Source organism: Undibacterium paludis (assembly GCF_022568815.1).
GTDB lineage: Bacteria > Pseudomonadota > Gammaproteobacteria > Burkholderiales > Burkholderiaceae_D > Undibacterium.
The window spans coordinates 775,685-789,046 of record NZ_JAKZHX010000001.1; the positions used below are offsets into that span (position 1 = coordinate 775,685).

General features: G+C 55.8%; 10 protein-coding genes. 5 read left to right on the top strand and 5 right to left on the bottom strand.

The genetic code is table 11. The annotated features are described in order from the left end of the window. Positions 1-95: 95 nt before the first annotated feature. Both LZ463_RS03445 and LZ463_RS03450 read left to right on the top strand, forming a co-directional pair. Entirely contained in the window at positions 96-950 is an 855-nt protein-coding gene (locus tag LZ463_RS03445; RefSeq protein ID WP_241453859.1) for a DUF6920 family protein, read from the top strand. A gap of 286 nt (positions 951-1,236) precedes the next feature. Beyond that, positions 1,237-1,791, top strand: coding sequence for a lipocalin family protein (locus tag LZ463_RS03450; protein WP_241453860.1), 555 nt, complete (start codon positions 1,237-1,239; stop codon positions 1,789-1,791). Positions 1,792-2,063: 272 nt separating this feature from the next. Here LZ463_RS03450 and LZ463_RS03455 read toward each other — a convergent pair whose 3' ends face one another. Both LZ463_RS03455 and LZ463_RS03460 read right to left on the bottom strand, forming a co-directional pair. Then, positions 2,064-3,206, bottom strand: coding sequence for an ABC transporter substrate-binding protein (locus LZ463_RS03455; RefSeq protein ID WP_241453862.1), 1,143 nt, complete (start codon positions 3,204-3,206; stop codon positions 2,064-2,066). A 551-nt stretch (positions 3,207-3,757) separates the two neighbouring features. After that, complete coding sequence (locus LZ463_RS03460; RefSeq protein WP_241453863.1) at positions 3,758-4,291, bottom strand: MarR family winged helix-turn-helix transcriptional regulator; 534 nt, start codon at positions 4,289-4,291, stop codon at positions 3,758-3,760. A 199-nt stretch (positions 4,292-4,490) separates the two neighbouring features. Between LZ463_RS03460 and LZ463_RS03465 the strand changes: the two genes are divergently transcribed. Then, positions 4,491-5,738, top strand: a complete 1,248-nt coding sequence (locus LZ463_RS03465) for a flavin-dependent oxidoreductase (protein WP_241453864.1) — start codon at positions 4,491-4,493, stop codon at positions 5,736-5,738. A gap of 104 nt (positions 5,739-5,842) precedes the next feature. On the opposite strand, the gene katG is transcribed toward LZ463_RS03465, so the two are convergent. Beyond that, positions 5,843-8,017 (bottom strand): catalase/peroxidase HPI, encoded by a 2,175-nt coding sequence (katG, locus tag LZ463_RS03470; RefSeq protein WP_241453868.1) that lies wholly within the window; start codon positions 8,015-8,017, stop codon positions 5,843-5,845. Positions 8,018-8,307: 290 nt separating this feature from the next. On the opposite strand from katG, the gene LZ463_RS03475 reads away from it, so the two are divergent. Both LZ463_RS03475 and LZ463_RS03480 read left to right on the top strand, forming a co-directional pair. After that, on the top strand, positions 8,308-8,556 hold the full coding sequence (locus LZ463_RS03475) for a DUF3297 family protein (protein WP_241453870.1): 249 nt from the start codon (positions 8,308-8,310) through the stop codon (positions 8,554-8,556). 140 nt (positions 8,557-8,696) lie between these two features. Further along, positions 8,697-9,470, top strand: coding sequence for a tRNA-uridine aminocarboxypropyltransferase (locus tag LZ463_RS03480; protein WP_241453871.1), 774 nt, complete (start codon positions 8,697-8,699; stop codon positions 9,468-9,470). A gap of 8 nt (positions 9,471-9,478) precedes the next feature. On the opposite strand, the gene LZ463_RS03485 is transcribed toward LZ463_RS03480, so the two are convergent. Then, on the bottom strand, positions 9,479-10,927 hold the full coding sequence (locus LZ463_RS03485; protein WP_241453874.1) for a protein kinase domain-containing protein: 1,449 nt from the start codon (positions 10,925-10,927) through the stop codon (positions 9,479-9,481). 88 nt (positions 10,928-11,015) lie between these two features. Then, positions 11,016-13,271, bottom strand: a complete 2,256-nt coding sequence (locus LZ463_RS03490; RefSeq protein ID WP_241453876.1) for a zinc ribbon domain-containing protein — start codon at positions 13,269-13,271, stop codon at positions 11,016-11,018. Positions 13,272-13,362 lie beyond the last annotated feature (91 nt).

Below are 13,362 nucleotides of genomic sequence, written 5' to 3' on the forward strand. Positions count from 1 at the left end.
AACCCCGCTCACTGATGTTTGATACCCCACAAACAGCGCAATGGGTTTTGCGCATAATCTAAGCCATCTCTTACCTTCTCGCTCACCATATCACTATGACCTGGATTGTATGGGCACTACTTGCCCTGCTTGCCGTCACCGCCATCCTGGCTGGCCTTGCCGCCTATGGTGCAGCACGCTGGGCGGGTAAGACGCGGGGCTTGTTGGCGCGGCTGGAAAGTACGCGCCTGCCGTCCACTGCATCACACTATAGTGCACAGGAAGTTGCCCACCTGCCTGCCCCGGTGGCGCGGTATTTTCGTACTGTGTTGAAAGACGGCCAGCCCATCATTTCTGCTGTCAGTGTTGAGCACACTGGCAGCTTTAACCTGAGTGCCACTGGTGAGCAGTGGAAACCGTTTAGGTCGGTGCAGCGGGTCATCACCCGCAGGCCGGGGTTTGTCTGGGATGCGCGCATTGCCATGGCCCCTGGTGTGGGGGTGTATGTGCATGATGCTTATGTGGGTGGTGAGGGCATACTGGCCCCGGCCATCTTGGGTTTGTTGCCGCTGGCGGGCGGGGTTGGTGCGCATGATCTGGCGCGGGCTGAGTTCATGCGTTTTTTTGCCGAGGCGGCCTGGTACCCTACTGCGCTGCTGCCCAGCCAGGGGGTGTGCTGGCAGGCGGTTGATGCGCAGTCAGCCATTGCCACGCTTGTTGATGGGGCTGTCAGTGCAAGCATGCTGGTCAGTTTTAACCAGGCCGGGCTGATTGAATCTGTGCGTATTGAGGCGCGTGCTGCGGTGGTGGGTAAGACGGTTGTGTTTATGCCCTGGGAAGGGCGCTGGTTTAACTATCAGCGGCACAACGATATGTTGGTGCCTTTGAGTGGTGAAGCGGCATGGCTGCATGCTGACGGGCGCAGGCCTTACTGGCGTGGCAGTATCACCACCCTTGCCTATGAATTTTAGCCTGGCGGCCAGCATGTGCCTTGTCTTAGGTCTTTGATGACCGCTTGACCTGCGCCAGCCTCAACTTGCCGTTGGATGTAGCAGAGCAATCGCGGTTCAGGCTTCAGATGTGCCACTAGCCCGTCACTACTTTTTTGACCAATGGTGAGACCTTGATGGGTACAGACTGCTTCGCTCAAATAGCTGTATATTGTCATGCCAAGCAGCATTTTTGAGCATGTTACCCTCTACGGGCTGTACACCGCTGTCGTTGTGGCGACTGCCATGCAGCCATTTGGAGCATTTTATGAAGAACAGAGTCATCACTGCAATTTTGTACGCATTAAGTCTGAACGCTAATGCTGTCGACGCACAGCAGACCGCTGTTGCGCCGCTTGTGACGATACCTACCCTGGATGTGCCGCGTTACATGGGGACCTGGTATGAACTCGCGAAGTTTGAAAATCGATTCCAAAAGAGTTGCGCGGGCTTCACCTCGGCAACGTATTCTGCCCTGCCAGACGGTAAGGTGCAGGTCGCAAACCGTTGTCAGGGTGGTGCCGGTGAAGTCATTGAGGCGATTGGGGAAGCAAGGCAGGTGGGTAATACAAGTTCGCCAAAGTTGAAAGTGCGCTTTGCCCCGGCGTTTCTGTCTTTCTTACCTATGGTGTGGGGGGACTATTGGGTTATTGATCTGGACAAGGATTACCAATTGGCTGCCGTTAGCGAGGCCAAGCGGGAGTTCTTGTGGATATTATCGCGCACGAAGAAAGTTGATCAAGAGAAGTACAATGCCCTGATAGCACGTCTTGCGGCGCAGGGGCTCGATGTAGCCAAGTTGGTGCTCACAAAGCAGGAATAAGCAAAAGCGCCCACAGCTTGCAGCTTGCTGTACTGGCCAGTTCGTCATTGCCGCTCGGGCGGGTATCCATGTTTGATCAGCTTCGCCTGTTTTTCTGTTTGTGCGGTTGATCAACGATGGGTTCCCGCTAAAAGCTCGCGCTCATTGCGATCTATGGATAACCAACGCAAAAACCGTCTGGGTCAAATTTCTGCCATTTTTTTGATGGCCCATGCTGCATAATTTGCATGCAGCATGGGCTGGTGCCGTGCAGTGCCTTTGGCTTGAATCGCTCAGGGGCTGACTGGTTTCCAGTTGCCGCCCTGTATGGTCAGCATCACCCGCGCTTTTTCTTCGAGGCCGAAGTGGTCATTGGCTGTGTAGTGCAGCACGCCCTGGGTGATGGGGATGTCGATCTCTGATTCCATGGCGTCTTTTAATGCCGTGCGGAATTCTGGTGTGCCGGGCTTGGCTTTTTTGAGCGCCAGGGGGATGACGCGGTTCAGCAGCAGGTAGGCGTCGTAGCCATGGGCGGCGAACTGGTTGCGGGTGCCTTCGCCGTATTGTTTTTCATAGCGGTTGGTGAAGTCGGTGGCCAGTTGTTTTGAAGGGTGGCTCTCTGGCAATAGTTCTGGCAGGATGGCCAGGCCGGCGACGACGAAAGCGCCTTCTACGTCTTTGCCGCCCAGGCGCACCAGGTCGCGCGAGGCTGCGCCGTGGGTCTGGTAGATTTTGCCTTTGTAGCCGCGTTCTATCAGGGCTTTGTGCGGCATGGCTGCGCCACTGCCGGATGCGCCGATGAGGATGGCGTCTGGCCTGGCGGCGAGCAGCTTCAAGGTTTGTGCAGTGACGCTGGTGTCAGGGCGGTTGAAGCGTTCTGTGGCGACGGATTGCAGGCCATCTTTGCTGGCTGCAGCGGTCATGGCTTTGAGCCAGGTTTCACCATAGGCATCTGAATAGCCAAGGTAGGCATAGGTTTTGACGCCTGTTTTTTTCATATGGTCTGCCACGGCATGGGCCATGAGTGGGGTGGACTGCGCCACGCGAAAGGTCCACACCCCCTTGCCGGGTGCAACTTCAACCGGCGAGGTGGAGATTTGCGGCGTCTTGAGCTCTGACGCGACTTCTGCCAGGGCAACGGATGCGGGTGTAGCGGTGGAGCCGACAATGACGTCTACCTTGTCGTCAGTGATGAGCCTGCGGGCGTTCTTGCTGGACTGGGTGGTGTCGGAGGCGTCGTCGAGGATGATCAGTTTGACCTTTTCACCACCTATGGTGTCTGGCCACAGGCCTATGCCGTTTTTGGTGGGGATGCCCAGGCCGGATGCCGGGCCTGTCAGCGGCAGGCTGACACCTATGGTGATGTCGGCCTGGGCTGTGCCTGCGGCTGCGCTGATCAGCAGGGCCAGCAGGGTTGGTTTGAGTTTGATTTGCATTGCGGTCTCCTGAATTATTGTGGTGTTGCAAATGCGAGGTGCTGCGTTTTGTTGCTTATAGGACTTACGCGAAATTGGCACAGATGGTTTTTGCACCGGCCATGCACGGACACAATGAGCGCAATTTGCACAATGCCTCCCAAGCCGTCATTCCCGCGTGCTTTGAGCGGGAATCCATCGTTGATCAACCGTGCAGACAGTAAATTGGGCAAGGCTGATCAACGATGGATACCCGCCTGCGCGGGTATGACGAGTTGAGGAGTACGCTAAACGGCGAGCTTTTGGGGTGATTTTGCGTAAGTCCTAACTTATGGTTCTAACTTATAGTTATTTATCCTTGTTTGCTGGCTGGGCCTGAAGTTGCTAACGATTTTTTTGCAACACCTTATTGTTATGATGCATAACAGTTATTTAATATAATAATCTTTTTAGCCGAATGCAAGCGCAGGCTGATGTTTTTTGGATTTTGTGTTGGCAAGAGAGGGCGTCACTCGCACTTTGTCGCGTACTCATGCGATGTTCGGCCCAACCTGGTCCAAACAGTCACTGCTTTATTCAAGCCCCATACACAGCTTTCCCAGCAAGGCGCGTAACTGTTGCCTTTCTTTTGTCGTCAAGTGCTGGCTGACGCGGTCATCATGTTCTTTGACTGCCTGTTTATATTTTTCGAGCTGGCGCTGGCCTTCTTTGGTCAGGTGCAGCATGTAAGACCTGCGGTCGCCGGAGTCCTGGCGTTCCATCAGGCCTGTCTGTTCAAAATTGTCGATGATGGCGACGACGTTGGAGCGGGCGATGCCCATGACTTCTGCCAGGCGGGTTTGTGAAATGCCGGGATTGTTGCTGACAATCACAAGTGAAGAAAAACGTTGAGGTGTGATGTCGTAAACACCAAGGCTGGCGGTGAAATCGGCATAGATGGACAACTGGGCACGGCGCACGGCATAGCCGGTGAGTTCTTCGAGCACGTCGTAGTTGATGCCTTCTATGCGGGCATTGAAGGTGGGTGTTTGTGCCTGCCTGACCTGGCTCTTTGGGGCTGCTGACTTGGCTTGCACTTTGGTGGCGGCTGTTTTTTGTTTGGGCATGATCAGGCGATGGGTTTGTTCTTTGAAGTATTGTACATGCTGGGTTATTTATTTTTATCAAAACCGCATTACCGGACCGCAAGAATCTACCACTCAAATATTGCAACAAGCCTTGTGCTATACGAGATAATTGTTATACTACATAACAATTAAGACGTTTATTAACAACGCGCAACATCATCATTTGCAGGAGGAAGACATGAAAGTAGTAATCGCCGGCGCCGGCATAGGCGGCCTGACTCTTGCGCTGATGCTGCATGAGCGCGGGATAGATGTTGAAGTCTATGAAGCTGTCAATGAGATCAAGCCGCTGGGTGTGGGCATTAATTTATTGCCACATGCCAGCCAGCAATTGTGTCAGTTGGGGCTGGAGAGTTGTCTGGCCGAGCGTGGCATCGAGACTTCATCACTGTCTTATTTCAACAAGTTCGGGCAAAAAATCTGGCAAGAGCCGCGTGGCCGTGCTGCCGGTTATGACTGGCCGCAATATTCCATACACCGTGGTGAATTGCAGATGACCTTGTTGCAAAATGCGATAGAGCGGCTGGGCGCAGGGCGCATCCATCAAGGGCATGCATTCACGTCTTTTGAACAGGTAGCAGACAAGGTGATTTCTAGCTTCACCCGGCAGTCAGACAAGTCAGCAGTTCTGGTGGAGTCTGATTTGCTGATTGGTGCGGATGGCATACATTCGGCGGTGCGGCGCTTTTTGTACCCGCAGGGCGATCAGCCACGCTTCTCTGGCCGCATGCTGTGGCGCGGGGTGACAGAGGCTGCCCCTTACATGGATGGGCGCAGCATGTTCATGGCGGGGCATCAGGACCAGAAGTTTGTCTGCTACCCGATTTCTGAACCTTTGCGCCAGCAGGGGCGCTCGCTGATCAACTGGATTGCGGAGCTGCGAGTGCCGGGTGGTGAACTGCCAGCGTCGGACTGGAACCGCAAGGTCGATAAATCCACCTTCAGCAAGCCATTTGACAGCTGGGACTGGGGCTGGATTGATATCCCTGACCTGATAGAAGCAGCGGAGGTGGTGTATGAGTTCCCCCTGGTGGACCGCGACCCGCTGCCGCGCTGGACCTTTGAGCGTGTAACGCTGCTGGGGGATGCCGCCCACCCCATGTACCCGATAGGTTCAAACGGCAGTGCGCAGGCGATACTTGATGCGCGCTACCTGACAGATTGCCTGACGAATGAAGCGACTACCCTGTATGCCTTGCGTGAGTATGAGGCGGAACGTTTACCGCGCACCACGGGCATTGTGTTGCGCAACCGCATGAACGGGCCTGAGCAGGTGATGCAGATGGCGGAAGAACGTGCACCGCAGGGTTTTGCAGATGTGAATGAGGTCATTGCACAGGCAGAGCTTGAGGCGATTTCTTTGCGGTACAAGCGGCTGGCGGGGTTTGATAAGGATGCCTTGCGGGTAACAGGGAAAACTGCTTGAGATGAAAGCATGAACAGCGTCTTCCTCTTGATGAGGAAGACGCTAAGCACCATGCGATGCATTCAGGATATTAAGCGCTTACAATGAACGCTTACAATAAACGCTTACAACAAATCAAACCTGTCTGCATTCATGACCTTGCCCCAGGCTGCAACGAAGTCGTTCACGAACTTACCCTGCGAATCGCTGCTGGCATAAATCTCCGCGATGGCGCGCAGCTGTGAATTGGAGCCAAAGACAAGGTCGACTACGCTGGCTGTCCATTTGAGTTCACCGCTGTTGCGGTCACGGCCTTCGAGTGTGCCTTCGGTGGCAGACTTTTGCCATTTGGTGCGCATGTCGAGCAGGTTGACGAAGAAGTCGTTGTTCAACGTCTGCGGGGTCTTGGTCAGTGTGCCTTTGTTGTCGAGAGCACGCAGGCCGCCTGCCAGTACGGTCATTTCCGGAGCGCTCAGGTTCAGCAGTTGTGCCTTGTCGATAAACAGGGCAGCGGCTGAGCCTTCCAGCCCTTTGCGCAGGTAGTTACGGAAGCCGTCTGCGACGGGTTCAAGCACAGCGAAGGATTCCACGTCGGTCTGCTCTTGTGTAGCGTCCATGCGGCCTGGTGTGAATGGCACGCTGATGTCTTGCCCTGCTTTTTTGGCGGCGGCTTCGATGGCTGCGCTGCCTCCCAGGACGATCAAGTCAGCCAGTGAGATTTTTTTACCGCCGGTTTGTGCTGCATTGAAATCTGCCTGTATCGCTTCCAGCTTCGCCAGCACTTGCGCCAGTTCGGCTGGCTGGTTGGCTTCCCAGTCTTTTTGCGGGGCAAGGCGTATGCGCGCGCCGTTGGCGCCGCCGCGTTTGTCGCTGCCACGGAAGGTGGATGCAGACGCCCAGGCCGTATTGACCAGTTGCGCGATGGTGAGGCCCGATGCCAGCAATGTTGCCTTGAGGCTGGCGATATCCTTGTCATCAACCAGGGTGTGGTTAACGGCAGGGATGGGGTCTTGCCAGATCAGTTCTTCTTTTGGCACCAGCGGGCCGAGGTAACGGGTGATGGGCCCCATGTCGCGGTGGGTCAGTTTGAACCAGGCGCGGGCAAAGGCATCAGCCAGTTCCTGCGGGTTTTGCCAAAAGCGGCGCGAGATTTTTTCGTAAGCAGGGTCCATGCGCAGGGCCAGGTCTGCGGTGGTCATCATGGGTGCATGGCGCAATGCCGGATCATGCGCGTCGGGCACGGTGGTTTTGGCGGCGGGGTCTTTGGGTGTCCATTGATGGGCGCCGGCCGGGCTCTTGGTGAGTTCCCATTCGTAGCCGAACAGGGTTTCAAAGTAGGAGTTGTCCCAGGTCGTGGGCGTTGGCGTCCATGCGCCTTCTATGCCGCTGGTGATGGTATGCACGCCTTTGCCGCTGCCGAAGCTGTTTTTCCAGCCCAGGCCCTGTTCTTCTATGCCTGCGCCTTCTGGTTCTGCACCGACTTGTGCGGCGTCGCCTGCGCCATGGGCCTTGCCAAAGGTGTGGCCGCCTGCGACCAGGGCGACGGTTTCTTCGTCATTCATGGCCATGCGGGCAAAGGTTTCGCGGATGTCGCGTGCCGATGCAAGCGGGTCGGGTTTGCCGTTGGGGCCTTCGGGGTTGACATAGATCAGGCCCATTTGTACCGCTGCCAGTGGTTTTTGCAGTTCGCGGTCGCCACTGTAGCGCTGGTCGCCCAGCCATTTGCCTTCTGGCCCCCAGTAGATGTCTTCGCCTGGTTCCCAGGTATCGGCACGGCCACCGGCAAAACCAAAGGTCTTGAAGCCCATGGAATCGAGCGCGACATTACCGGCCAGTATCATCAAGTCTGCCCAGGACAGTTTGTTGCCGTATTTTTGCTTGACCGGCCAGAGCAGGCGGCGTGCCTTGTCGAGGTTGCCATTGTCGGGCCAGCTGTTCAGTGGGGCAAAGCGTTGCGCACCCGCACCGGCGCCGCCACGGCCATCATGGGTGCGGTAGGTGCCCGCACTATGCCATGCCATGCGGATGAAGAAGGGGCCGTAGTGACCATAGTCGGCCGGCCACCAGTCTTGCGAGTCTGTCATGAGGGTGTGCAGGTCTTTGATGACGGCATCCAGGTCGAGGCTCTTGAATGCTTCTGCATAATTGAAATCTTCACCCAGTGGATTGGATGCAGGGGAATGCTGGTGCAGGATGCTGAGGTTTAACTGATTGGGCCACCAGTCTGCGTTGGTGGTGGCGCCAGCCACGGCGGTGGTGCGGGCGCTACCTGAAAACGGACATTTTGCTTCGTTTGACATTGCGATCTCCTTTGATTGAGTGGCTACGTGCACTGACGACATGATCTGCGTGATACGACTGCGTGATATGGCCGTATGAGCTGACTGCTGAATCCATTGTAGAGATGGAAATACGATAGGTAAACTTGATTTAATTTATTGAATCAATTTGTTTTAACTATCAATCTTCAAGAAACCCTGCTTTTAATATGTAGCCCGCTGCTTATTTGGCAAGTGTTTAATGCGAGTTCCTATTGAACTGCCCCCAATGAAAGTTGAAAGCCCTGCGCTTCTCATGGATAATTGCGGGCATGAACGATACGACACAACTCCCCCCATTACCTGACCGCCTGTCGGTCGATCCGCGCAGCCCTTATCATGACGCCGCCGTGTTTCAGCACGATGTCGGTATCAGGCTCAATGGCAAAGAGCGCAATGACGTAGAAGAATATTGCATCAGCGAGGGCTGGGTCAGCGTTGCTGCCGGCAAGGCGCGTGACCGCAAGGGCAATCCGCTGATGATCAAGGTCAAGGGTGTGGTTGAGGCGTTTTACCGCTGATCGATTTGCCTGGGTGCAGCTGCCTGCTGCGCCCTTTGCTGTACCCTCTGCTACTGTTCACCATACTGTCTGCAGTATTCTCTTTGATTGACCAACGGCATGCTTGAGGCATGTTGCATGGCTGTATTGATGCCTCACTGATGAAGCCTTCTCCCCTGCCCCATGCTGTATCCCGCCTGCGTTCTGCCCGTCTGTTGCGCAGTACCACGCAGTTCATGGCGCGTGGCGGCCCCAAGGGCGAGCGTTGCAGCGGCTGCCGCCTGGTCCTCAGCCATTGCATCTGTGCCTTACGCCCGATTGTGCCCACCCGTGCCGGCATGTGTTTGCTGATGTCAGATATCGAGCCTTTGAAGCCCAGCAACACCGGCTGGCTGATCGCCGATGTCGTGCCGGACACGACAGCCTTTGCCTGGGCCCGTACCGAGGTGGACCCGGCCTTGCTGGCCCTGCTGGCTGATCCGCAATGGCAGCCGTATGTGGTATTCCCTGGTGAATTTGTAGCGCCTGAGCGAGTGGTCAACGACTTGCTGCCTGCGACAGGGGCAGGTACTGACCAAGCTCTGGCAGCCAGACGCCCCCTGTTCATCCTGCTTGACGCCACCTGGTCAGAAGCACGCAAGATTTTCAAGAAAAGTCCCTATCTGGCAGACTTGCCGGTACTGAGCCTGCAATCTGATCAGTTATCGCGCTATCGCCTGCGCCGCGCCATGCGCGACACCACGTTTTGCACTGCAGAAGTAGCGGTCATGTGCCTGGAACTGGCCGGTGAAACGCTGGCGGCGCAAAACCTGGAAGCTTATCTGGATGTGTTCATTGATCATTACCTGCGGGCAAAGCAACAGCAGAAGCTTGATCCGGAGGATGAATTGCACCAACGCCTGCTGGCTTTAGCACCAGGACACCCGTCAGCATAAACCCCTGCCTAAATACCGGGCATCTGCCCATGGTCCGAGCCGCTGGTACGGCTGACAGCAGCGAGGTAACGCTGTGCTTCTTCCCAGGTGATGGTGGTGTCCGTGGCACCGCTTACGTCCATCGCAGCAGCCACGGCTTCTTCTTGCCGGCGTCGCTGTTCCTGCGCTTCTTCACGGCGTTCTTTTTGCAGACGTAACTGTTCTTCTTTCTGGCGGCGCTGGGCATCTTCCATGTCGCGCAAGTAGTTTTGCCTGGCGATGAGTGCGTGCAGGGCGGCGCTGGCTTGCTGGCGTCTTTGTTTTTCCAGTTCCTTGCGTTGCCGTCTTTGTTCTGCGCGCTGGCGGGCGGCGGCTTCCAGTGGGGATTCTTTGATCTCTGGTATCTTGATGTCAGCAGCCATGTTGTTTGTTGCACCAACGCCGAGTGATCCCGCTGCTGCCTGCATGGCATCCAGCAAGGCACGTACGCTGGCTGGCCGTTGTTCTGGCTGCATGGCAAACCCGCTTTGCAATACCTGCCATTGCGCTGCATTGAGTGCAGCAGGTGGCAGAGGGTGGTGCTGCGGATGGCGGTATTCACCAAAGGGCATGGCGGCTTCCAGCATCTGGTAAATCATGATGGCGACGGCATACACATCAAGGCCAGGGTTGTGCTGCTGGCTGCCTGCCTCCGGCGCGCGATAACCTGCCGTACCGGCAAACGGGGATCGTGAAGGCGTCATGCCGCCCGGCGCGGTGCTTGTATTGAGCCCGGCCTGGGTATGGCTGCGCAGGCGGGCAGAGATGCCAAAATCAAGCAGCTTGATATCACCCGCCCTGGTCAGCAGCAGATTGCTCGGTTTTAAATCGCGATGAACAAGTTTGTGTTTGTTCCAGGCGTAATGCAGTGCGTCGGCCACAGGGCTGAGCATGTCCAGCACTTGTTGCCAGGTGCAGCGTTGGTGGGTGAACAGGTAGCTTTCCAGGTCCTGCCCATCCAGATATTCCATGATGATGAAATAACTGCCGGTGGCCGGGTCGCGTGCCCAGTCATAGACACGGACGATATGTTCATGCGCCAGCCGGCGTACCAGTGATGCCTCTTCCACCAGCAGGCGGGCGTGGATGCCACTTTGTGTCAGCTGTGGCGGCAGTATCTTGAGCGCGAGTGTTTCGCTATAGCCCAGTTCTGCCTGGGTTACCAGGTCACTGGCTTGCCACACCTGGCCCATGCCGCCCTGCCCCAGCAGTTTTTCCAGGCGATAGCGTTTGGAGACACCACCGACTTCCTGCCCGGCGAGAAAACCGAGGTCGGTACCGGTTGCGGTGTTGCCGTCTTTTTTTGGCGGCTTGCTGTCAGCAGGAGCCAGCTCCCGGTCAAGTATGGCGTTCTTGCGTTGTTTGAATTCGTCTTCTGTCAGCAGCCCTTCATCAAGCAACGCGCGCAATTCACGGATTTTTTGTAATGGCGTTTGCATTGTGGTGAAGGCTACTGTTGGTCTTGAGGGTAAGATGCGATGTCAATTTTTGTCCTGCTCTGACGCTTCTGCATCTGCGGTTACATTGTCATTTTCTGCCTGCGTGACCATGCTGTGTTGTGTGTCTGGACGTATTTTGCGCCATACTCAGGTCCAGTTCATGCCGTCTTTGCTGGTCGGCTTCTCTTTGTTCCCGCTCATCACTGATACGTTCTTGCAGCATCTTGACGGTCTGTTCCCAGCTCAGGCCTTGCTGCGTGGAGGCGATGGCGGCCATGGCCTGGGCTGCATGCTGTGAACTGCCGGCCTGCATGGCCAGGACTTGTTCAGCAGTCAGGCTCGCCTGCGCCTGGACTTTGACGATCTCGGCCAGCGCGATGGCATTGGCTGCATCGGCGGTAGCGATTTTGCCGGTTTCACTGAAGTTGGCGATGGCATTCATGCGTTCTATGGCGATACGGGCCAGCAGGGCGTCTTGGGCCAGTTCTGCCTGGCGTTGTTCGCGTTCCAGATTCAATCGTGCAAATTTGTCGGCGCGCTCTGCTTCTGCCTGCTGCAATTCTCTTTGCCAGCGGCGCTCATCGTCCTGGTGCCGGAGTTGTTGTCTCAGGGTTTCCACCTCTACCTGCGCCAGTGTCGCCGCATGGTTTTGCTGTTGTGTCTGTTGTTCAAACAAGGCATGGGCTTTGAGCGTGCCCAGCAATTTTTCATGCTGAGCCATGGCGTCGGCCTGGCTGTCACCGCGTTTGATGGCGTTGATTTTTTCCTGTACCTGGCTCAGCTTGAACTCGGTTTCAACATCGCTGATGCTGTCTTCACGTTGTAGTGCGCGCTGGCGCTGCTGGTACAGTTCTTCTTCCCAGGCCTGGATGCGGCGGAATTCGCGCGCTCTGGTTTCGGCCTCTATGCTGATCAGTATCAGACGGCCTTTTTGCTCTTCGTCTTCGAGCTCCTGTTCGCGACGCGCCAGCTGGTTTTTCTTGTGTCGCAGTATTTCTGTCTGTGCTTTTTGCTGTTCCTGGTCGGCGATCAGGGCAGTCTGTGCGACTTCATGTTCAAGCTGGAACTTTTGTAACTGATGCTGGATTTTTTGCTGCATCAATTGCGCCGCTTCTTTGGCTTGCAACTGGGTTATTTCTGATTCTGAACGCATCTTGATGCGCGCCAGGGTGCGTATGTGCAGCCACTGGTCGGCTTCGTTCTGGCGCTGCTCTGCCTTGCCTTGTAAACTGTGTTCGAGTTCCCTGACGGTTTCTGCTGCGCCGCGTTCCAGCGCCTGCTTGCGGGTAGTCGCGTCAACGACGCGGGCGTACAGTTCCAGCTCGCGGGCGCGGACGGCTTGCAGGCGTTCGTTTTCATCCTGGCGCAGCTTGGCGCGGCTCAGGCGTTTTTTTGCATTCTCAAGCTGACCTTGCAGATATAGCCAGCCCAGGTCCTTGCCGAATTGCTGGCGCATTTCTTCACGCCGGTAGCGCAGGCGGATCTGTTCTTCCTGTCTGGCGATTTTTTGCCATTCACTATTGGTGTATAGCGCATCGACCAGTTTGCTGTGTTCAAGCTGGGCGCGCTGACCATCTATCACCAGATGCAGGCTGCCTATCTTTTCACTGAGTTTTTCCCTGTCAGCGGTGAGTTTGTCATGACAGAGTTCACGGGTGACTGCCTGGGTTGCGGCAAAACCATATTCGGCAATAGAAAGATTCAGGGTGGATAGCAGGCGTTCATCGAGTTGCGGACGCAATTGCTGGTTGTCCTGCAACTCGCGCAGGGCTTGTGCACCTAAAAATTCAACGGCAATATTACGCACCATGGGTTCCAGCAATTGTTGCAATTGCTGACAGGTGATGATGCCGGGTGCTGTCATGAAGTGTCTGGCGAAGGCTGGCACATCGGTAATTTTGACACTGATCACGAACTTTGCAGCCAGGGCCAGAAATTCAGACGTATGCAAATCATCAAAACTGAATAACAGGGCAAAGGGGTTGAGGCGAGTCAGCAGGATTTCTGCCGGCTGCTCTGTCTGTAACCCGCTTAGCTGGCCGGCCATATCATCTCTGGCATAGTCGCCTGCATGTAATTCAGTCACCCGGCCATCTTGCAGCACATAGGCGCGAGCACTGACGGGAATATGCAAACCCTGCTTAACGATACTGGCAAGCGGGCGCACGCCAAAGAACATGGCAAGTTCGTTTTCTTTAGGCAGCCATTTATTCTGGCGCAGGATAGTATCGTGCCTGGGGCTGCTCAGCATCAGTCCACAATGCGTGCAATACACGGCATCATGGACATTATTGTGCTCGCAACGGGGGCATGTGAGTTTGGAATTACCGAAGATGCTAAACATGCGAGACTCCTTCTGTCGCTGCGCAAGGTGCGGGGTGCAGTCAATAAAATTTGCACCCGAGAAAAAATGGTAGCACCGGGGAGCGATTTGA

Bases quoted from the DNA above. Each gene is read 5' to 3' on its own strand.
- LZ463_RS03445 (WP_241453859.1), top strand. From the start codon at position 96: ATGACCTGGATTGTATGGGCACTACTTGCCCTGCTTGCCGTCACCGCC.
- LZ463_RS03450 (WP_241453860.1), top strand. From the start codon at position 1,237: ATGAAGAACAGAGTCATCACTGCAATTTTGTACGCATTAAGTCTGAAC.
- LZ463_RS03455 (WP_241453862.1), bottom strand. From the start codon at position 3,206: ATGCAAATCAAACTCAAACCAACCCTGCTGGCCCTGCTGATCAGCGCA.
- LZ463_RS03460 (WP_241453863.1), bottom strand. From the start codon at position 4,291: ATGCCCAAACAAAAAACAGCCGCCACCAAAGTGCAAGCCAAGTCAGCA.
- LZ463_RS03465 (WP_241453864.1), top strand. From the start codon at position 4,491: ATGAAAGTAGTAATCGCCGGCGCCGGCATAGGCGGCCTGACTCTTGCG.
- katG (WP_241453868.1), bottom strand. From the start codon at position 8,017: ATGTCAAACGAAGCAAAATGTCCGTTTTCAGGTAGCGCCCGCACCACC.
- LZ463_RS03475 (WP_241453870.1), top strand. From the start codon at position 8,308: ATGAACGATACGACACAACTCCCCCCATTACCTGACCGCCTGTCGGTC.
- LZ463_RS03480 (WP_241453871.1), top strand. From the start codon at position 8,697: ATGAAGCCTTCTCCCCTGCCCCATGCTGTATCCCGCCTGCGTTCTGCC.
- LZ463_RS03485 (WP_241453874.1), bottom strand. From the start codon at position 10,927: ATGCAAACGCCATTACAAAAAATCCGTGAATTGCGCGCGTTGCTTGAT.
- LZ463_RS03490 (WP_241453876.1), bottom strand. From the start codon at position 13,271: ATGTTTAGCATCTTCGGTAATTCCAAACTCACATGCCCCCGTTGCGAG.